Genomic DNA, 19,455 nt, shown 5'->3' with positions numbered 1-19,455 from the left:
ATTCACCCTCTCCACCCGATGGCCGTCATCCCGGACAAGCCGCCTTGGCGGCGCCGATCCGGGATCCATGCCTGAACCTTATCCTGACGCGCTCCGGCATGGATCCCGGGTCTGCGCTTCGCTCCGCCCGGGATGAGCGTGCCTCGTTCGTCACCGGCTCCGGCGCAGGCGCGGATCGATGGCGTCGCGCAAGCCGTCGCCGAGCAGGTTGAACCCCAGCACGGTCAGCGCGATCGCGGCACCCGGAAAGATCGCAAGCCAGGGCTGCGCCGCCATGAAGGTCTGCGCCTCGTTGAGCATCCGCCCCCAGGACGGGTTCGGCGGCTGCGTGCCCAGCCCGAGATAGGACAGCCCCGCCTCGGCCAGCACCGCGAGCGCGAACTGGATCGTCGCCTGCACCACCAAGATACCGGCGATGTTGGGCAGGACATGATGCAGCGTGATCTGCCGGCTGGTCAGCCCCGCCGCCCGCGCCGCCTGGATGAAATCCTGCGTCCAGACCTGCAGGGCCGCGCCGCGCGCAAGCCTTGCGAAATAGGGCAGGTTCAGCACGCCGATGGCGACGACGGCGTTGAGCATGCCCGGTCCCGCGATGGCGGTCATCATGATCGCCGTCAGCACGGCCGGGAAGGCATGGGTGAAATCGGCGGTCCGCATGATGACATGGTCGAGGAGGCCGTCGCGCCTCACCGCCGCGATCAAGCCGAGCACGGTCCCCTGCAGCATGCCGATGCCGACGGCGCCGAGCCCCACCGCCAGCGAATTGCGCGCGCCGACCATGATCATCGAGAAGACGTCGCGCCCGAACTGGTCGGTGCCGAACCAGTTCGCCGCCGAGGGGCCTTGCAGCCGCTTCAGGATCGCCATCTGCGTCGGCGAATGCGGCGTCCAGAGATAGGAGACGAGCGCCATCGCCACGACGGCGAGGCTCAACACCGCTCCGATCGCGAAGGAGGGCGAGAGCCACCGGCGCTTCCGGCCGCCGGGCGCCTTGTCCACTGCGACGCTCATGCCTGCCTCAGCCGCGGGTCGATCAGGCCGTAAAGCAGCTCGACGGCGAAATTGACGATGATCGCGAGCCCGGCGAAAAGCATGACGAGGTCCTTGACCACGATCAGATCGTGCTGGGCGATGGCCTGGAAGACGAGCCGCCCCAGCCCCGGCAGGGCGAAGACGTTCTCGATGATGATCGCGCCGGCGATCAGCACCGAGAATTGCAGCCCCAGGATCGTCACGACCGGGATCAGCGCGTTGCGCAGCGCGTGCCGGCGCAGCGTCACGCCCTCGCTCAGCCCCTTGGCGCGGGCGGTGCGGACGAAATCCTCTTGCAGCGTGTCGAGCATGGCCGAGCGCGTCACCCGGGCGATGATCGCCGCCTGCGGCAGGGCGAGCGCCAGCGCCGGCATGGCCAGCGACTTCAGCGCCGTGCCGAACCCCGCCTGCCAGCCGGGGAAGCCGTTCGCCGGCAGCCAGCCGAGCCCGACCGCGAAGACCAGCACCAGCAGGAGCCCGAACCAGAAATTCGGGATGGCGAGCCCGGCCTGCGCGAAGGCCATCACCCCGGCATCCGCGATCCTGCCGCGCCGCGAGGCGGCGAGCACGCCGAGCGGCATGCCGATCAGGACGGCGAGCAGCATGGCGAGCACGGCAAGCGGCAGCGTCACCGCCATGCGCTCGGCGATGAGCTGCGCCACCGGGACGCGATAGGTGTAGCTCAGGCCGAGATCGCCGCTGGCGAGCCCGCCGAGCCAGGTGAGGAAGCGCAGCCAGCCCGGCTTGTCGAGCCCCATCTCGGCATGGAGCGCGGCGAGCGCCTCGGGCGAGGCGTTGAGGCCGAGCGTCACCGCGGCGGGGTCGCCCGGCAGCACCTCCAGCACGAGGAAGATCACCAGCGCCGCCGCCAGCAGCGTCAGCACCAGCGCGACCAGGCGGCGCAGGGCGTAGCCGATCACCGCCTGCCCCCCTCCGCGCCGTCATCCCGGACAAGCCGCGCGGCGGCGCCGATCCGGGATCCATGCCGGAACGTTCCCGATAGAGGTTCAGGCATGGATCCCGGGCCTCCCTCCGGTCGCCCGGGATGACCCGGCTGGATCCGCGGCGATGCGCTCAACGCCAGCGCAGCTCCGCCAGCGGCGTCACCGGCAGCGGCCAGTCGGTCCACATGCCTTCCAGACCGGCCTTGGCCACGGTGATCTTCGGCAGGATGAACAGGAAGCCGTTGACCGCGTCCTGAGCCAGCATGCGCTGCGCCTGCTGGTAGAGCTCGTTGCGCTCGCCCTCGTCCAGCGTGCCCGAGATCCTGGCGATCAGCGCCTTGAACGCCGGGTTCTTGTACTGGAAATAGTAGTCGTCGCGGGCATAGATATCGATATCCAGCGGCTCGGTATGGGCGATGATGCTGAGGTCGTAATCCTTGTTGCGGAAGACGCGCTCCAGCCATTGCGGGAATTCCAGCGGCTCGATCGCGGCCTTGATCCCGACCTGCGCCAGAAGCTCCGCGACGATCTCGCCGGCCCGCCGCGCATAGGACGGCGGCGGCAGCTTCAGCGTGCAGGTGAAGCCGTTCGGGAAGCCCGCCTCCTTGAGCAGCGCCTTGGCCTTCTCGGGATCGTAGGGATAGGTGCCGGTCAGGTCGACATAGGCCGGGTGCAGCGGCGAGAAATGGCTGCCGATCAACTGCACGTCGAAACCGTAGACGCCGAGCGCGATGGTCTTGCGGTCGAGCGCATGCGCGATCGCCTGCCGCACCTTGAGATTGTCGAAGGGCGGCTTGGCATTGTTGGTGGCGAGCACCGTCTCGCCCTCGGTGCGGCCGATCGTGACGGTGAGTTTTGGATCGGCCTTGAGCTGCGCCACCGCCTCCGGCGCCGAGAGATTGGTGTTGGCGTCGATATCGCCGGCCTGCAGGGCCGCGACCTGCGCCTGCGGGTCGGACATGAAGCGGAAGGTCGCCCTGGCCAGCGCCGGCTTCGGGCCCCAATAACCGTCGAAGCGGGCGAGCTCGAGCCGGTCGCCCCGGTTCCAGCGCGCGAATTTATAGGGGCCGGTCCCCACCGGATTGGTCTTGTTGCCGGCGGCGCTCGCCGGCGCGACGATCACCGCATCGCCCCATGTCAGGCCGTAGAGGAAGCTCGCCGTCGGCTGCTTGAGCTTGATGACGACGGTCGCCGGATCGGGCGTCGAAATCTCGGCGATCGGCGTGAAGAGCTGGCGCTGGGCATTGGTCGAATCCGGCGCCACCGCCCGCTCGAAGGAGAACTTCACCTGTTCCGAGGTGAAGGGCGTGCCGTCATGGAAAGTCGCGCCGCTCCTGAGCTTGAAGCGATAGGTGACATTGTCGGGCGCGATCTCCCAGCTTTCCGCGAGGCAGGGCTGGATCCTGCCGGTCCGGTCCATCCTGACCAGCCCCTCGAAGATGTTCTGCAGCGTCACCTCGCGGATCGCCTGCGCCGCGCCGGAGGTCGGGTCGAGCGTCGGCGGCTCCAGCGTCATGCCGATTGTGACGGCGTCCTTCGCCTGGGCGAAGGCGATCGCCGGCATCTGGGTCGCGACGGCGGCGAGACCCGCCCCCGCCAGAAGTTCACGCCGCGTCGTCATCGTCCTCGCTCCGAACCGGTTGCGGCCGGCAGGATGGCGCGGCGGCGAAGCCGCTTGCAAGCCCGCTTCGCCCACGACCATGGGCTTACGAACAGCGCAGCGCTGGCGCACTAGTATACCAGGCGATTGACCCTCGCCCTGCACGGTTCTAGAGATCGGCCAGCATTCGGGAGATAACCATGCTGCTGCACGATGATCGCCTCTTTCCCGCCGATCCGGTAACGCGCGGCATCGCGCGCCGGCTCTTCGCCACGGTCCGCGACCTGCCGATCATCTCCCCGCACGGCCATACCGATCCGCGCTGGTATGCCGAGAACAACGCCTTCCCCGATCCGGCGACCCTCTTCGTCAAGCCGGACCACTACATCTTCCGCATGCTCTACTCGCAGGGCGTCCGGCTGGAGCAGCTCGGCATCCCGCGCAAGGACGGCGCCGAGGTCGAAACCGATCCGCGCAAGATCTGGAAGACCTTCGCCAGCCACTGGCATCTCTTCCGCGGCACGCCGACGCGGCTCTGGTTCGAGCATGCCGCCTCGACCATCTTCGGCGTCAACGAGCGGCTGAACCCTGAGAACGCCGACCGGATCTATGACAAAATCGCCGCCAGGCTGGACGAGCCGGAGCTGCGCCCGCGCGCCCTGTTCGAGCGCTTCAACATCGAGGCGATCAGCACCACCGAAGGCGCGCTCGACGATCTGAAATGGCACGACATGGTCCGCGAATCCGGCTGGGGCGGCAAGGTCGTCACCGCCTACCGGCCCGACAGCGTCGTCGACCCGGAATTCGAGGGCTTCGCCGGCAATCTCGAGAAGCTCGGCGAGCTCACCGGCGAGGATATCGGCACCTGGACCGGCTATCTCGAAGCCCACCGCAAGCGCCGGGCCTATTTCAAGCAGCGCGGCGCCACCTCCTCCGACCATGGCCATGCCACGGCGCGCACCGCCAATCTCTCCGCGGCGGAGGCCGAGAAGCTCTACGCCAAGGTTCTCAAGGGCAAGGTTTCGGCCAAGGACGCCGACCTGTTCCGCGGCCAGATGCTGACCGAGATGGCCAAGATGAGCCTCGACGACGGGCTCGTCCTGCAGATCCATCCCGGCTCCTGGCGCAATCACAATCCCTATCTCTTCGAGCATTTCGGCCGCGACATGGGAGCCGACATCCCGACCGCGACCAATTATGTCGAGGCGTTGAAGCCGCTGCTCGACGCGGTCGGCAACGAGCCGAACCTCACCGTCATCGCCTTCACCCTCGACGAGACGGTCTATTCGCGCGAGCTCGCCCCGCTCGCCGGCCATTACCCGGCGCTGCGGCTCGGGCCGGGCTGGTGGTTCCTCGACGCGCCCGAGGCGATGCTGCGCTTCCGCGAGCTGACCACCGAGACGGCCGGCTTCTACAACACCGTCGGCTTCAACGACGACACCCGCGCCTATCTCTCGATCCCCGCCCGGCACGACCTCGCGCGGCGCGTCGACTGCGCCTATCTCGCCAAGCTCGTCGCCGAGCACCGGCTCGACGAGGACGAGGCGGCCGAGGTCGCGCCCGACCTCGCCTATCGCCTCGCCAAGGAGGCCTACAAACTGTGACCCGCCTCTGCGCCGCCACCCTCGCAAGCCTGCCGGCCACCGTTCGCCGCCCGGCCTATGACCGCGCCTCCCTCCGGCCCGGCATCGTTCATCTCGGCCTCGGCGCCTTCGCCCGCGGCCACCTCGCCGAATACACCGAGGATGCGCTGGAGAAGCGCTTCGGCGCCTGGGGGATCGTGGGCGCCAGCCTCCAGCGCCCCGACCAGCGCGACCGGCTGAAGCCGCAGGACGGGCTCTACACCCTGCTCAAGCTCGCCCCCGCGGGACCGGAACTGCGCGTCATCGGCTCGGTGCTGGATGTCCTGGTGGCGCCGGAAGGCCCCTCCGCCCTCGTCGCCCGCATCGCTTCGCCCGATACCCGGATCGTCTCGCTCACCGTGACCGAGAAGGGCTATTGCCACGATCCCGCGACCGGCAGGCTCAGGGCCGACCATCCCGACATCCTGCACGATCTCGAAAATCCCGAGGCGCCGCGCTCGGCCGTCGGCATCCTCGTCGCCGGGCTGCGCCTGCGCCGCGCCGAGGGGCGCGGCCCCTTCACCGTGCTGTGCTGCGACAACCTCCCCTCGAACGGCCATGTGCTGCGCGGCCTCGTGCGCGATTTCGCGGCGCTCATGGATGACAAACTCGCGGCCTGGATCGAGGCCGAGGGCGCCTTCCCCGCCACCATGGTCGACCGCATCGTCCCCGCGACCACGGAAGCGGATATTGCCGAGGTCGCGAAGCTGACCGGTCTGGACGACGCCGCGCCGGTCATCGGCGAGCCCTTCCGGCAATGGGCGATCGAGGACACCTTCGTGGAAGGCAGACCCGATTGGCATGACGTCGGCGCGCAGATGGTCTCCGAGGTCGCGCCCTTCGAGTTCATGAAGCTCAGGATGCTGAACGGCGCGCATTCCTCGCTCGCCTATCTCGGCTATCTCGCCGGTCACGAGACCGTGTCCGAGGCGAGCGGCGATCCGGTCTTCGCCCGCTTCCTCGCCGGGCTCTGGGACGAGATCATCCCGACCGTGCCGGCGCCGCAGGGCGTCGTGCTGGCGGATTACGCCAGGGATCTGCTCGTCCGCTTCCAGAATCCTGCCATCCGCCACCGCACCTGGCAGATCGCCATGGACGGCTCGCAGAAGCTGCCGCAGCGCCTGCTCGGCACCATCCGCGAGCGGCTGAGGGCCGGCGGCGGCATCGACCATCTCGCGCTCGGCGTCGCGGCCTGGATGCGCTACGTCACCGGCATCGACGAGAAGGGCGGCGCCATCGAGGTGCGCGATCCGCTGGCGGCGGAGCTGAAGCGCCGCGCCGAGGCGGCCGGGCGCGATGCCGCGGCCTTGAGCGCGAGCCTGCTTGGCATCGGGGCGATCTTCGGCACCGACCTGCCGGGCGAGGAGCGCTTCACGAAGCCGGTCGCCGCCCATCTCGCCGCGCTCTTCGACAAGGGCGCGAAAGCGACGGCGGCGAGCCTGGGCTGACCCGGACCTCCCTTCCCTCCGCGGGGAGACGGGAAAAGCCGCGGCTTCCCTCCCCCTTGATCCCGTCCGCCATCCGGCGCCAGATGCGCGCGATGCTTCGCGCGCTCACCGCCTTCGCCTTCGCGCTCCTCGTCGCCGGCACCGCCGCCGCGCAGGAAGCCGCGCGCGTCGCCATCCCGAATTTCTGGGACCCGCGCATCCGGCTCGACCGGCCCGAGCCCGGCCCGCCGCGCGTCGTGCGCTTCCTCGCCGACGACGACTATCCGCCCTTCCATTTCGCCGGGCCGGACGGGGCGCTGACCGGCTTCTCGGTCGAGCTCGCCCGCGCCGTCTGTGAAAAACTCGGCTGGACCTGCACCATTCAGCCGCGCCGCTTCGACACCTTGCTGGATTCGCTCGGCGAGGGACGCGGCGACGTGCTGGCCGCGGCGATGAACCTGACGCCGGCGATCCGCGAGCGCTTCGCCGCGAGCCATCTCTATTTCCGGGCGCCTGCCCGCTTCGTCACGACGCGCGGCAATGCCCGCGCCGCGCTCGACAGCGTGAGCCTCCAGGGCCGGCGCGTCGCGGTCGTCGGCGGCACGGCGCACCAGGCCTTTCTCGAGCGGCTGATGCCCTTCGTGCAGCGGCGCGAGGCCGCGAGCCTCAACGCCGCCGTCGCGGCCTTGCGCAGCGGCGATGCCGAATATGTCTTCGGCGACGGCACGGCGCTCGCCCTGCTCATCGCCGCCGGCGGCGGCGAGTTCGCCTTTTCGGGCGGCCCCTATCTCGAAAGCCGCTATTTCGGCGAGGGCGTCGCCTTCCTGCTGCGCAAGGACGATCCCGCCCTGAAGCGCGCCATCGACTACGCGCTGCAGAGCCTCTGGGACGACGGCAGCTACAGCCGCCTCTATCTGCGCTTCTTCCCGGTCAGCCCCTATTAAGCTTCAGGCGCTGTTGACGCTTGATCACGGTGGTCTCGAATCACACGCCTGTCATTCCGGATTCTTCGCTGCGCGAAGCCCGGAATGACAGCGGTGGTGCCGATCATACATGATCCGGCAATTGTCCACGCCGCCTCAGGGCGCGTTGCTGCTCAGCGCCTGCTTCGCCACCGCCGCGAGCCAGCCCGATGCCGCGGGCAGGATCGCGTCGTTGAAGTCGTAGCGGTCATTGTGCAGCTCACCGCCATCCACCGCCGGGCCGTTGCCGATCCAGATGTAGCAGCCGGGACGGCGCGCCAGGAAATAGGCGAAATCCTCGCCGGTGGTGCTGGCCTTGAGGTCGCGCCGCACGGTCAGCCCCGCGGCCGCTCCGGCGGCGGCGGCCATATCCTCCTCCGGCGCGGTGTTGATCGTGGCGAGGCCGTGCGAGGTCTCCACCGCCGCTGTCATCTCGAAGGTCGCGGCAACGTTCTCGGCGATCGCGTTGAGGCGCTGCAGCAGCCGCTCGCGCACCGCCGGCACGAAGGTGCGGAAGGTGCCCTCGATCCAGACCCGGGTCGGGATCTGGTTGGAGGCGAGGCCGCCATGCACCTGGCCGATCGAGACCACCGCCGATTCCATCGGGTCGACATTGCGCGAGACGATGGTCTGCAAGGCGACGATGAGATGGCCCATCGCGACGATCGGATCATGCGTCTGCTCGGGCAGGGCGGCGTGCCCCGCGGTGCCGGTCAGCGTGATCTTGAAGCGCCCGGGCTCGGACATCACCGGCCCGCGATGCACCGCGACGGTGCCGGCCTCGAGCCCCGGCCAGTTATGCAGGGCGAAGACCCGCTCCATCGGGAAGCGCTCGAGCACGCCGTCGGCCAGCATCGCCTGGGCGCCGCCGCCGCCCTCCTCCGCCGGCTGGAAGACGAGCTGCACCGTGCCGCTCCAGCCCTCGTCGCCCTTGAGCAGCGCCGCCGCGCCGAGCAGCGCGGTGGTGTGCCCGTCATGGCCGCAGGCATGCATCACATTGGGCGTGCCGGATTTGTAGGGCAGGTCGTTGACCTCCTGGATCGGCAGCGCGTCCATGTCGGCGCGCAGGCCCACCGTGCGCTCCGACGAGCCGCGCCGCAGCGTCGCCACCACGCCATGGCCGCCGATGCCCGCGGTGAAGGGGATGCCCAGCTCGGTCAGCTTCTCCTGCACGAAGGCGCTCGTCATCTTCTCCTGGCGGCCGAGTTCGGGATGGGCGTGGAGATGGCGTCGCCAGGCGGTCAGCTTGTCGAGCAGTTCGCGGTCCAAGGCGGCATCCTTTCAAAGGAGTGGGCAGATGAGAAAGCGGCCAGACTAGCCCGCGGCGCCGGCGCGGCAACCGCCGAAAAGAGAAGGCCGTCATTCGCGGCAAGCCACGTCGGCGCCGCCATGCCCTTCGGGGGTTGAGGGTTTCCGTTTCGCTCAGGCCCGGCATGGCGGCAGAGTTTCATTGACTGTGTCCTTCGCAATCTGCGAAAGGCCCGTCTTCGCACGAGCGAGCCCCCTTGTTCCGTTCAGGAGAGGATACCGACCCCCATGCCCGCCTTCGACGCAGCCCTTGTTGACGCCGCCCAGCGTTCGGCCGCCTGGCCGTTCGAGGAGGCGCGCAAACTGGTGGCCCGCATCGAGAAATCGGGCAAGAAAACGGTGATCTTCGAGACCGGCTACGGCCCCTCGGGCCTGCCGCATATCGGCACCTTCGGCGAGGTCGCCCGCACCTCGATGGTGCGCCACGCCTTCCGCGTGCTGACCGGCAACACGATCCCCACGCGGCTGATCGCGTTCTCCGACGACATGGACGGCCTGCGCAAGGTGCCGGACAACGTGCCGAACAAGGACGTGCTCGCGGCCAATCTCGGCAAGCCCCTGACCGAGGTGCCGGACCCGTTCGGCACGCACGATAGCTTCGGCCGCCACAACAACGCCCGCCTGCGCGCCTTCCTCGACGGCTTTGGCTTCGACTACGAGTTCAGATCCTCGACCGACGCCTATCGCGCCGGGGAGTTCGACGCGACGCTGCTCAGGATGCTCGCCCGCTACGACGCGGTGATGAAGATCATGCTGCCGACCTTGCGCGAGGAGCGGGCGGCAACCTATTCGCCTTTCCTGCCGATCCACCCGCAGACGCGCGTCGTCATGCAGGTGCCGATCGACGAGGTCGATGTCGAGGCCGGCACCATCGCCTGGACCGACCCCGAGACGAAGGAGCGCTTCGTCACGCCCGTCACCGGCGGCAACGTCAAGCTGCAATGGAAGCCGGACTGGGCGATGCGCTGGGTCGCGCTCGGCGTCGACTACGAGATGGCCGGCAAGGATCTGATCGACTCGGTCAAGGTCTCCTCGCAGATCGCCCGCGCGCTCGACGGCACCCCGCCGGAAGGCTTCAACTACGAGCTCTTCCTCGACGAGCAGGGCCAGAAGATCTCGAAGTCGAAGGGCAACGGCCTGACCATCGAGGAATGGCTGACCTATGGCCCGCCGGAAAGCCTGGCGCTCTACATGTTCCAGCGCCCGCGCGAGGCCAAGAAGCTCCACTTCGACGTGATCCCGCGCGCCATCGACGAATATCTCCAGTTCCTCGCCGGCTATGAGCGGCAGGACTGGAAGAACCGGCTCGGCAATCCGGTCTGGCACATCCATGCCGGCAACCCGCCGGCGCCGGAGGTCATCGCCGCGGGCGAGGGCGAGAACGCAGTGAGGACGCAGGTCACCTTCGGCCTGCTGATGAACCTCGTCGCCGTCGCCAATTCCGAGGACAAGGCCGTGCTCTGGGGCTTCCTCCAGCGCTACGCGCCGGGCATGACGCCCGAGACCCATCCCCGCCTCGACGCGCTGGCCGGCTACGCGATCGCCTATTTCCGCGACTTCGTGAAACCGGCGAAGCGCTATCGCCCGGCCGACGAGGTCGAGCGCGACGCCTTCGCCAGGCTCGACGCGGCCCTTGCAGCCCTCCCGGCCGAGGCCACGCCCGAGATGGTGCAGGACACGGCGCTGGACGTCGCCCGCACCATCCCGCGCTACCAGAACCTCGCCGCCAAGAACGCGACGCCGGAGCGTCCCGGCGTGTCGGGCGACTGGTGGAAGGCGATCTATCAGGTGCTGTTCGGCGAGGACCAGGGGCCGCGCTTCGGCTCCTTCGCGGCGATCTACGGCCTGCCCAACACGCGCGCCCTGATCGCCAAGGCGCTGGCCGGCGACCTCGTGCGCGAGCACGCGGCCTTCCTCGCCGCGCGCAAGGGCTGACAGGCACCGGCCGACGGACGGGGAACAGACGCCCCGGCGGCAGTGCCGCCTGGGCGCTGCCATGCGTCCTCCGCCTTGCCTCGCTGCACGGGGCTCATCGCCTTTTCCAGCGCGACGGAAAGCCCGAATCGGCGCCGGCCGAGGTAAATCCGCCGCTTTGCGTGCGGGTTTCGGCAATTTCGACCAAAACAGCGATGAATTTGTTCAATAAGGCGTGGAACGCCGCCGAATTGACAGGCTAAAACGAAGCTCAATAGTCTCCCGGCAAAGCGGCGCGACTGAATTCACAGGCGCCGATGCCCAGGGGGAAACATGTCCGATCATCCGAAGATGCCGAGTCGCCGGCAGTTCCAGCTCGGCCTCGGCGCCGCGGCGGCCGCCGTATCGCTCGCCCCCGGCCTCGCCCGGGCGCAGAGCGCCCGCAGCGCCAACCTCGCCATGATCGGCGAGCCCCAATCGCTCGACCCGATGGCCTCGACCGCCGACCTCGTCAGCATCATCGTCCAGCACATCTACGAGTCGCTCTACACCTTCGACGCCGGTTGGAACGTCAAGCCGATGCTGGCGGCGGACATGCCCGCCATCAGCGCGGACGGCAAGCTCTACACCATCCCGCTGCGCAAGGGCGTGAAGCTGCATAACGGCCGCGAGATGGATTCCGAGGACGTCGTCGCCTCGCTGAAGCGCTGGCTCGCCATGACCGCGCGCGGCAAGGCCCTCTCGGCCGACATCGCCTCGCTCGCCGCCAAGGATGCGAGCACCGTCGAGATCGCGCTGAAGAGCGTTCAGCCCGCCCTGCTCGCCCATCTCGGCCTGCCCTCCGGCTTCGCCGGGATCATGGCCAAGGAGAGCATCGCCGACACCCTGACCCAGTTCATCGGCACCGGCCCCTACAAATTCGTCGAGCGCAAGCCGGACCAGTACGTCGTCCTGACCCGGTTCGACGACTACGCCGCCCGCAGCGAGGCGCCGAGCGGCTATGCCGGCAAGCGCGAGGCCAAGATCGCGGAGCTGCGCTTCATCCCGGTGCCGAACGCCAATACCCGGGTCGAGGGCGTGATCGCCGGGCAGTACCATTTCGCCGATCAGCTCCCGGTCGAGTCGAGCAAGAAGGTCACCGGCGCCGCGAATGCGCGGGCGGTCCTGACCATGCCCTATGGCTTCCCCTATTTCCCGACCAACACCAAGCAGGGCCCCTTCGCCGATCTAAAGGTGCGCCAGGCCTTCCAGATGTGCCTCAACGACGAGGAGATCATGCTGGCCGGCTTCGGCGACCCGAAATTCTTCGCGCTCGCCGCCGAGCATTTCCCCAAGGGCTCGCCCTTCTATTCGGAGGCCGGCAAGGACTGCTACAACAAGGCCGATGCGGCCGGCGCGAAGAAGCTGCTCGCCCAGACCAAATACGACGGCACGCCGATCCGCATCCTCAACTCGAAGCAGTACGACTTCCACAACCGCATGGCCCTGGTGATGGCCGAGCAGATGAAGGAAGCCGGCTTCAAGGTGCAGCTCGACGTGGTCGACTGGGCGACGCTGATCCAGCGCCGCGGCGACCCGGCGCTCTGGGACATCTACGTCACCCATTCCGCCTTCCTGCCGGAGCCGATGCTGACCCCGCCGCAGATGGGCGACGGCGCGCCGGGCTGGTGGAAGACCCCGGCCAAGGACGCCGCGCTCGCCGCCTTCAACGGCGAGACCGACCCGGCCAAGCGCGGCGCGCTCTGGGGCGCGGTGCAGCAGGTGATCTATGACGAGGTGCCCTATGTGCGCCCCGGCAATTTCGCCGCGCTGCTCGGGACCTCGGCCCGGATGAAGGATTTCACGCCGATGCCCTGGCCGAGCTTCTGGAATGTCGACCTGACCGCGTAAGGCGGCGATAGCGCCGCGCGCCGCCCCTGCCCGCATGGGAAGGGGCGGCGCTTGAGTTTTGCAGGGGCGGCGGCGCTGGCCGTATGCGCGCCCCGGATCCGGTGAAGAGACGATGTGGTTCAGCCTCGCGCGGCGCCTCGGCAGCCTGCTGATCGTGATGTTCCTGGTCGCGACCATGGTGTTCTTCCTGACCCGGCTGGCGCCGGGCGACCCCGCCGCCATCATGCTCGGCGACCAGGCGACGCCGGCCGATGTCGAGCGGCTGCGCGCCGTCTACGGGCTCGATAAGCCGGTCCTCGTCCAGTACGTGCTGTGGCTGAAGGAGGTCGTGCAGGGCAATCTCGGCCAGTCGATCTTCCTGCAGCGCCCGGTGACGACGGCTTTGGCCGAGCGCGTCGAGCCGACCTTCTTCCTCACCCTGTTTTCGATCGTCATCGCCACGCTGATCGGCGTGCCGGCCGGCATCGCCTCGGCGGTCTGGCGCGGGCGCGCGGTCGACCAGGTGGTGAGCGCCCTCGCCATGCTGGCGGCGAACATCCCGAGCTTCTGGCTCGGCCTGATCTTCATCCAGTTCTTCGCCGTGCGGCTCGGCCTGTTCCCGGTCGCCGGCTATGGCGACCCCGGCGCCTCGCTGGCCGAGCGGCTGGCGCATCTCGTCCTGCCCGCCGCCGTGCTCGGCATCGTCAACTCGGCGCTGATCACCCGCTTCACCCGCGCCAGCATGCTCGACGTGCTCGGCGACGACTATGTCCGCACCGCCCGCTCGAAGGGCGTGCCGGAGACGGGCATCGTCCTGCGCCACGCCTTCCGCAACGCGCTGGTGCCGATCGTCACCGTGATCGGCCTGACCATCGCCCTGCTGGTCGGCGGCGCCATCGTCACCGAGACGGTGTTCGGCCTGCCCGGCATCGGCAATCTCGTCGTCTCGGCCGTGCTGCGCCGCGACTATCCGGTGATCCAGGGCGCGCTCATCGCGGTCGCGGCGCTCTATGTGCTGATCAACCTCGCGGTCGACCTGATCTACACCCTCGTCGACCCGCGCGTGAGGGCGTGACGATGGCCTCCCCGACCGTCGCCTTCCTGAACCGGCTGTTCCGGCGCAAGCTCGTCCTCGCCGCCGCCTGCGTGCTGCTCGCCTTCGTCCTCGCGGCGCTGTTCGCACCCTGGGTCGCGCCCTACGATCCCGGCGCGCTGCGCGTCATCCGCCGGCTGAAGCCGCCGAGCGAGCTGAACTGGCTTGGCACCGACGAGTTCGGCCGGGACGTGCTCTCGCGCATCATCTACGGCGCGCGCGCCTCGCTCGGCATCGGCGCGGCGGTGGTCGCGATCTCGATCGCCGCCGGCTCCGCCATCGGCCTCACCGCCGGCTATTTCCGGCGCCTCGACCCGCCGATCATGCGCATGGTCGACGCCGTCATGGCGCTGCCCGACATCCTGCTCGCGATCTTCCTGGTCGCTATCCTGGGGTCGTCGATCTTCAACGTCGTCTTCGCGCTCGCCATCGTCTACACGCCGCGCGTCGTGCGGGTGGTGCGCGCCTCGGCGCTGGTGGTGCGCGAGCAGCAATTCGTCGAGGCGGCCCGCGCCATCGGCGCCTCGACGCCGCGCATCCTGTTCCGGCACATCCTGATGAACGTCACCTCGCCGGTGCTGGTGCAGGCGACCTTCATCTTCGCCTATGCGGTGCTGGCCGAGGCGGGCCTGTCCTTCCTCGGCGCCGGCGTGCCGCCGGAGGTGCCGACCTGGGGCGAGATGATCGCCTCGGCCCAGCAATATGCCGACCAGGCCTTCTGGGTCGTGCTCTTCCCGGGTCTGGCGATCGTGCTCGCGGCGCTGTCGCTCCAGGTGGTCGGCGACGGCCTGCGCGACCAGCTCGACCCCAGGCTGCGCAAGGCGCTGTAGCCTCCGGTTCCGGGCGAGGCGGCGCCGGGCGGCTCAGGCCATCACCAGCCCGCCATCGACATGCAGCACCTGCCCGGTGACGAAGCCGCTCCCTTCGCCGGCGAGGAAGAGCACCGGGCCGGCGACGTCGGCCGGCGTCGCGATGCGGCGCAGCGGCGTCTGCGCGATCAGCGTCTCGCGCACCTCCTCGGGCGTCGCGGCGCTCGCATCGGTCGGATAGACCAGCCCCGGCGCGACGCAGTTCACCCGGATGCCGAGCGGGCCGAGTTCGGCCGCGAGGTTGCGGCTGAACCCGATCAGCGCCGCCTTGGCCGTGGCGTAGTCGTGATAGGCGATGCTCGGGCGCGCGACGAGGTCGCTGGCGAGATTGACGATGCTGGCGCCGCTGCGGCGCCGAAGCAGCGGCAGCATCGCCTGGCAGACCGTGTAGGTGGCCTTCACCGCGCCGTCGAACTGCCGGCCATAGGCCTCCCAGGGCGTCTCCCAGAAGCGGGCGCGCCTGTCCGGGTCGAAGCGGTAGGGCGCGAAGGCGTTGTTGACGACGGCGTCGAGCCGGCCGGCCTCCTCCGCGATGCGCTGCGCCATCGCCGCGACCGCCTCGGCCGAGGTGACGTCGGCCGCCACCGTCAGCGCCTCGCCGCCGAGCGTCCGGCATTCGGCGGCGACGGCCTCGGCGGCCGCCTCGTTCGTCCGGTAGTTGACGACGACGATCCCGCCCTCGGCGGCGAAGGCCCTGGCGATCGCCGCGCCGATGCCGCGGCTGGCGCCGGTGACGAGGATGACGCGGCCCTGGAATCTCATGGCGCGCCGTCCCTGGCCGGGACGAGGTCGCTCCTGACCACCGCCTTCATCGCGAGCGGGCGCGCGATCAGGCCGAGGCTGCGGAAGGTGTCGGCGCCCTTCTGCATCGCCTCGATGTCGAAATGGCCGAGGCCCTCGCGCTCCGTGACCGGCGAGACGCTGGACAGGTTGCGCAGCTTGATGATCTCGAGATTGACGGCCTCGTCGCGCCCGTTGATGGCGCGGGAAACGGCGATCCGGGCCGCCTCCTCGGGCCTGGCGATCATCCAGGCGGCGGAATCGCGATAGCCGGCGAGGAAGCGTTGCAGCAGCGGCCGGTTCCGCTCGTAATAGCTTTCCTTCACCACGAAGATGTCGCTCGACAGGTTGAGCTGGTCGCGGACCTCGATGACGTTGGCCTCGCCCAGACCCTTGGCGCGGGCGACGAGCAGGCCGGTATCGGTCGCGGCGGTGGCGTCGACCTGGCCCTGCATCAGCGGCGCGAAGTTGAGCAGCCCCGTCGGCTGGATGGTGACGTCCTTCTCGCTCAGACCGACCTGGTGCAGCAGCACGAGCAGGTTCTGATAGGTGCCGCTCGACAGGCTGTAGACGCCGATGCGCTTGCCCCTGAGATCGGCGGCGGTGCGGATGCCGCTGCCTTTGAGCGCGACGACGTTGAAGACGTTCTGCGGATAGATGTCGTAGATCGCGACCAGCTTCTCGCCCTTGTCGAGCGCGAGATAGAACGAGGCCGGGTCGGTGAAGGCGACATCGGCCTGGCCGGCGAGCAGCGTCTGGATCGCCGCGCCGCCGCCGGTGCCGGGCACGTAGTCGAGCGCGATGCCCCTCGCCTTGAAGAAGCCCTTGTCGGGTTCGGCCAGGAGGTTGGTGATCTCGCTGATCGGCTGGCTCCAGCCCGCGACCGTGACCTTGTCGAGCGGCTGGGCCCGGACCGAAATCCAGCCGGAAAGCAGCAGGGCGACGCATGCCGTCAGGCTCGCCGTCATCCCGGACACGGCGAAGCGCAGACCCGGAAGGAGGAGCCTCGGAAGGCGAGCGAGGAAAGATGACATGGGGTCAGCCTTTCGAGAAGCGGTGCAGGACGCGGCGCTCGACGAGGCGAACGGCCTCGTAGAGCAGCATGCCGAGCGCGGTGATGACGATGAAGAGCGCGAAGATCAGGCTCGAATCCATCACGCTCTGGGCGGCGATGATCGAGGCGCCGAGCCCGCTGCGCCCGCCGATGAACTCGCCGACCACCGCGCCGACCAGCGCGAGCACGACCGCGACGCGCAGGCCCGCCATGATGACGGGCAGCGCCGCCGGCAGCTTCAGGCGCAGCAGGGTCTGGAGCCGGCTCGCGCCGAGCATGCGGAAGAGGTCGCGCCGGGCGGCGTCGACCTCGCCGAGCCCCGTCAGCGTGGTCTCCATCAGCGGGAAGAAGCAGATCAGCGCGGTGATGACGATCGTCGGCGTCATGCCGAAGCCGAACCAGATGATGAAGAGCGGGCCCAGCGCGAGCTTGGGCACGAGCTGGCTCGCCAGCACATAGGGTCGCAGCAGCCGGCTGAGCGCCGGCACCTCCGCCAGCAGGATGCCGGTGCCGAGCCCGACCAGCGCGCCGATGCCGAGGCCGAGCCCCATCTCCGCCGCGGTGACCGCGAGATGCGGCCAGAGCCTCCCGCTGGCGATCTCGCCGCCCAGCGTGGCGAGCACGGCGGAAGGCGGCGGCAGGACCAGCGGCGACAGGCCGCCGAAGCGGCACCAGCCCTCCCAGCCGGCGAGCAGGATCAGGAGCAGCAGCAGCGAGGGCAGGCGCGCCGTCATGCCGCCGGCCTCCGGCTGGCGGGGCCGGCCTCGCCGTCCATCGCCTCGCGCAGAGCGCGGCAGGCGGCCGCGAAGACCGGCGTGTAGCGGAGCGCTGGAGGGCGCGGGCGCGGCAAGGCGATCCGGCGGGCCTGGGTCAGCCGGCCTCCGGCCATCACCGCGACGCGGTCGCCGAGATAGACCGCCTCGCCGATATCGTGGGTGACGAAGAGGGCGGTGGTGCCGTGCAAAGCGCAGAGCCGCAGAAGATCGTCCTGCAGCTCCTCGCGCGTCAGGGCGTCGAGCGCGGCGAAGGGCTCGTCGAGCAGGAGCAGGTCCGGCGCGCCGATCAGCGCGCGCGCCACGGCGACGCGGCTGCGCTGGCCGCCGGACAGCTCGCGGGGCCGGCGCTCCGCAAGATCCGCGAGGCCGACGCGGGCGAGAAGGTCGCGCGCCGCCGCCCGCTCGGCCGCGGTCGGGCGCCGCTTCAGCGAGACCGGCAGCAGCACGTTGTCGAGCGCGCTCAGCCAGTCGAGCAGCGTCGGCGCCTGGAAGACGAAGCCGGCGCGGGGGCTGGGGCCGCGCAGCGCCTCGCCGGCGATGCGGATCGCGCCCTCGCTCGGCAGCAGCAGGCCGGCGGCGAGCTTGAGCAGCGTGGTCTTGCCGCAGCCGCTGCGGCCGAGCAGGCAGTGGATCTCGCCGCGCGGGATCGCCCAGTCGACGCCGTCGACGACGGCCGGGCCGCCCGCCTCGTAGCGGTAGCCCGCCCGCTCGATCGCGACGAAGCCGGGCGCGGACGGGTCGGTCGGCGGCGGATCAGTCGGCATAGGAAGCGAACCCTTCCGCGGCGGCTTCCGCGCCCGGCTCGATCTCGGTCAGGGTGACGAGGTCGAGCAGGCTGAAGCGCCCGTCATGGTGCCAGCCGGGCTCCGGCGCGGTCATGCGGCCGAGCGGGGCGATGCGGCTGACGCCGACCGCGGCGAGCCGTTCCGCCAGCCGCAGCAGCCTCTCCGGGGCGGCGGCGACGCCGGCCGTCTGCAGGAAGGCGCGATAGGGGCCGACCAGGGCCGGCACCGCGGCGAGATCGTCGACCGCGACCAGCTTGAGCGTGCGGTTCAGGCCGGTCGGGCTCAGGGCCTCGGCGGCCTCGACATGGACGACGCTCCAGGGATCGGCCGGCTCGCCGAACAGCTCCGCGGCGCCTTCCAGCCCGCGCAGCTCCTGCGCGCCGCGCCAGCCCGCGACGGCCGCCGCCTCGCCCGGCGAGAGCGCGCGGCGCGGATGGCGATGGGCGAGCGCCGCGAGCTCCCGCGCCAGATAGCCGGCGAACTCCGCCGGCGCGACCCGCCCGCCGCGCTCGACGAAGAGCATCTGCGGCGAATAGCAGCCCTGCTGCTCGTAGCGCGCCACGTCATGAGCGGCGAGCCGGGCCAGCGCCGGGGCCTTGCGACTGTCGAGCGCCTCGCGCGCGACGACGCCGAAGCCGATCCTGTGGCCATGCGGCAGGAAGCGCGTCGTCACCGGCAGCTTCGCGCGCAGCGCCGCGAGCGTCTCGTTGCCGCCATAGGCCATCACCGTGTCGGCCGCCTGCAGGAAGGGCGCCTCGGCCGCGGCATTCCCGCCCTTCCACCAGACGACCGCGAGGCATTCGCCGATCTCGGGGTCGATCCCGGCGAGGAGCCCGGCGAACCAGCCGGCCGTCAGCGGCTCGGCCGAGGCGAGCTTGCCGATGCTGCCCGCCTTGACCAGCAGCCCGCAGATCAGGCTCCAGAGCGACAGCGCCGGCACGTTGCCGGCCCAGATGTGCAGCAGTAGATTCGGCCCCTGCGCGCGCAGCAGGCCGCCCTTGGCCGCCGGCTGGAAGCCGTCGAGCATGGCGGGATTGGCGAAGTCCTCGGCGAGGAAGCGCAGGAGCTGCGGCCGGCGGAAAGTCCTGAGATAGCCGGTCAGGCCGAGCCGGACGCTCTCGCGGTCATAGCCGGTGACGATCGGCAGGAGGTGCTCGGCCTTGCGGCGCAGCGGATGATCCCGGTCGAGCAGCCGCGCGACCGCGGCGTCGACCGCATCGACGATCCGGGCGACCGGCATTTGCTTCAGCCGCCCGCGGGCATTTTCGCGGACCTGCTCGCACAGCGCGGCGGCCTGCGCCGCGTCGAGTTCCGGCAGCGCCAGCACGACGCGCTCGCCCCAGGCGCCATGCGCGACCTCGCGCCAGCGCACCGCCTCGCGGCTCAAACCCGGCAGATGGCCCGCATGCGCGATCACGGC

General features: G+C 69.9%; 16 protein-coding genes. 7 read left to right on the top strand and 9 right to left on the bottom strand.

The features are described 5' to 3' along the window. Positions 1-150 precede the first annotated feature (150 nt). From ACWH43_RS02505 to ACWH43_RS02495, 3 genes are all read right to left on the bottom strand, one after another. Positions 151-1,011 carry an ABC transporter permease gene (locus tag ACWH43_RS02505; protein WP_158443862.1) on the bottom strand — a complete coding sequence of 287 codons (861 nt, stop codon included), beginning with the start codon at positions 1,009-1,011 and terminating at the stop codon, positions 151-153. Next, complete coding sequence (locus tag ACWH43_RS02500) at positions 1,008-1,952, bottom strand: ABC transporter permease (protein ID WP_158443861.1); 945 nt, start codon at positions 1,950-1,952, stop codon at positions 1,008-1,010. Before ACWH43_RS02500 ends, ACWH43_RS02505 begins: the two co-directional genes overlap by 4 nt. A gap of 154 nt (positions 1,953-2,106) precedes the next feature. Continuing rightward, positions 2,107-3,597, bottom strand: a complete 1,491-nt coding sequence (locus tag ACWH43_RS02495; protein ID WP_158443860.1) for an ABC transporter substrate-binding protein — start codon at positions 3,595-3,597, stop codon at positions 2,107-2,109. Positions 3,598-3,776: 179 nt separating this feature from the next. On the opposite strand from ACWH43_RS02495, the gene uxaC reads away from it, so the two are divergent. The 3 genes from uxaC to ACWH43_RS02480 all read left to right on the top strand — a co-directional run bounded on the left by uxaC (position 3,777) and on the right by ACWH43_RS02480 (position 7,569). Beyond that, entirely contained in the window at positions 3,777-5,180 is a 1,404-nt protein-coding gene (uxaC, locus tag ACWH43_RS02490) for a glucuronate isomerase (RefSeq protein ID WP_158443859.1), read from the top strand. Beyond that, a complete protein-coding gene (locus ACWH43_RS02485) occupies positions 5,177-6,646 on the top strand; it encodes a mannitol dehydrogenase family protein (RefSeq protein ID WP_158443858.1) in 1,470 nt (489 codons plus the stop codon). Before uxaC ends, ACWH43_RS02485 begins: the two co-directional genes overlap by 4 nt. Positions 6,647-6,738: 92 nt before the next feature. Then, on the top strand, positions 6,739-7,569 hold the full coding sequence (locus ACWH43_RS02480; RefSeq protein WP_158443857.1) for a transporter substrate-binding domain-containing protein: 831 nt from the start codon (positions 6,739-6,741) through the stop codon (positions 7,567-7,569). 135 nt (positions 7,570-7,704) lie between these two features. Here the strand turns inward: ACWH43_RS02480 and ACWH43_RS02475 are convergent, their stop codons facing one another. Beyond that, the gene (locus tag ACWH43_RS02475) at positions 7,705-8,856 is read right to left on the bottom strand and encodes an amidohydrolase (RefSeq protein WP_158443856.1); all 1,152 of its coding nucleotides are present in this window, start codon (positions 8,854-8,856) and stop codon (positions 7,705-7,707) included. Positions 8,857-9,123: 267 nt separating this feature from the next. On the opposite strand from ACWH43_RS02475, the gene ACWH43_RS02470 reads away from it, so the two are divergent. The 4 genes from ACWH43_RS02470 to ACWH43_RS02455 all read left to right on the top strand — a co-directional run bounded on the left by ACWH43_RS02470 (position 9,124) and on the right by ACWH43_RS02455 (position 14,601). After that, positions 9,124-10,830, top strand: coding sequence for a lysine--tRNA ligase (locus ACWH43_RS02470; RefSeq protein ID WP_158443855.1), 1,707 nt, complete (start codon positions 9,124-9,126; stop codon positions 10,828-10,830). A gap of 312 nt (positions 10,831-11,142) precedes the next feature. Further along, the gene (locus ACWH43_RS02465; protein ID WP_158443854.1) at positions 11,143-12,699 is read left to right on the top strand and encodes an ABC transporter substrate-binding protein; all 1,557 of its coding nucleotides are present in this window, start codon (positions 11,143-11,145) and stop codon (positions 12,697-12,699) included. A 112-nt stretch (positions 12,700-12,811) separates the two neighbouring features. Continuing rightward, positions 12,812-13,753, top strand: a complete 942-nt coding sequence (locus ACWH43_RS02460; RefSeq protein ID WP_158443853.1) for an ABC transporter permease — start codon at positions 12,812-12,814, stop codon at positions 13,751-13,753. A 2-nt stretch (positions 13,754-13,755) separates the two neighbouring features. Continuing rightward, positions 13,756-14,601, top strand: a complete 846-nt coding sequence (locus ACWH43_RS02455) for an ABC transporter permease (protein WP_158443852.1) — start codon at positions 13,756-13,758, stop codon at positions 14,599-14,601. A 33-nt stretch (positions 14,602-14,634) separates the two neighbouring features. Here the strand turns inward: ACWH43_RS02455 and ACWH43_RS02450 are convergent, their stop codons facing one another. The 5 genes from ACWH43_RS02450 to ACWH43_RS02430 form a co-directional block, all read right to left on the bottom strand. After that, positions 14,635-15,402, bottom strand: coding sequence for an SDR family oxidoreductase (locus tag ACWH43_RS02450; protein ID WP_158443851.1), 768 nt, complete (start codon positions 15,400-15,402; stop codon positions 14,635-14,637). Further along, positions 15,399-16,388: an ABC transporter substrate-binding protein gene (locus ACWH43_RS02445; protein WP_158443850.1), complete on the bottom strand. Its 990-nt coding sequence runs from the start codon at positions 16,386-16,388 to the stop codon at positions 15,399-15,401. Before ACWH43_RS02445 ends, ACWH43_RS02450 begins: the two co-directional genes overlap by 4 nt. Positions 16,389-16,458: 70 nt before the next feature. Beyond that, the gene (locus tag ACWH43_RS02440; RefSeq protein WP_158443849.1) at positions 16,459-17,208 is read right to left on the bottom strand and encodes an ABC transporter permease; all 750 of its coding nucleotides are present in this window, start codon (positions 17,206-17,208) and stop codon (positions 16,459-16,461) included. Beyond that, positions 17,205-18,014, bottom strand: coding sequence for an ABC transporter ATP-binding protein (locus tag ACWH43_RS02435; protein ID WP_158443848.1), 810 nt, complete (start codon positions 18,012-18,014; stop codon positions 17,205-17,207). The genes ACWH43_RS02440 and ACWH43_RS02435 overlap by 4 nt, the downstream gene beginning before the upstream one ends. Continuing rightward, positions 18,004-19,452: an acyl-CoA reductase gene (locus ACWH43_RS02430; protein WP_260349370.1), complete on the bottom strand. Its 1,449-nt coding sequence runs from the start codon at positions 19,450-19,452 to the stop codon at positions 18,004-18,006. Before ACWH43_RS02430 ends, ACWH43_RS02435 begins: the two co-directional genes overlap by 11 nt. Positions 19,453-19,455: the final 3 nt, after the last annotated feature.

The sequence above is a fragment of the Allobosea minatitlanensis genome (genome assembly GCF_964020775.1).
Note: the sequence above shows the minus strand (reverse complement) of the source record. Positions and strands in the feature narration are given on the sequence as shown.

What these genes read in the sequence shown, in the direction of transcription:
- ACWH43_RS02505 (WP_158443862.1), bottom strand. Translation starts at nt 1,011, where the DNA reads ATGAGCGTCGCAGTGGACAAGGCGCCCGGCGGCCGGAAGCGCCGGTGG.
- ACWH43_RS02495 (WP_158443860.1), bottom strand. Translation starts at nt 3,597, where the DNA reads ATGACGACGCGGCGTGAACTTCTGGCGGGGGCGGGTCTCGCCGCCGTC.
- uxaC (WP_158443859.1), top strand. Translation starts at nt 3,777, where the DNA reads ATGCTGCTGCACGATGATCGCCTCTTTCCCGCCGATCCGGTAACGCGC.
- ACWH43_RS02480 (WP_158443857.1), top strand. Translation starts at nt 6,739, where the DNA reads ATGCTTCGCGCGCTCACCGCCTTCGCCTTCGCGCTCCTCGTCGCCGGC.
- ACWH43_RS02470 (WP_158443855.1), top strand. Translation starts at nt 9,124, where the DNA reads ATGCCCGCCTTCGACGCAGCCCTTGTTGACGCCGCCCAGCGTTCGGCC.
- ACWH43_RS02465 (WP_158443854.1), top strand. Translation starts at nt 11,143, where the DNA reads ATGTCCGATCATCCGAAGATGCCGAGTCGCCGGCAGTTCCAGCTCGGC.
- ACWH43_RS02460 (WP_158443853.1), top strand. Translation starts at nt 12,812, where the DNA reads ATGTGGTTCAGCCTCGCGCGGCGCCTCGGCAGCCTGCTGATCGTGATG.
- ACWH43_RS02455 (WP_158443852.1), top strand. Translation starts at nt 13,756, where the DNA reads ATGGCCTCCCCGACCGTCGCCTTCCTGAACCGGCTGTTCCGGCGCAAG.
- ACWH43_RS02450 (WP_158443851.1), bottom strand. Translation starts at nt 15,402, where the DNA reads ATGAGATTCCAGGGCCGCGTCATCCTCGTCACCGGCGCCAGCCGCGGC.
- ACWH43_RS02445 (WP_158443850.1), bottom strand. Translation starts at nt 16,388, where the DNA reads ATGACGGCGAGCCTGACGGCATGCGTCGCCCTGCTGCTTTCCGGCTGG.
- ACWH43_RS02440 (WP_158443849.1), bottom strand. Translation starts at nt 17,208, where the DNA reads ATGACGGCGCGCCTGCCCTCGCTGCTGCTGCTCCTGATCCTGCTCGCC.
- ACWH43_RS02435 (WP_158443848.1), bottom strand. Translation starts at nt 18,014, where the DNA reads ATGCCGACTGATCCGCCGCCGACCGACCCGTCCGCGCCCGGCTTCGTC.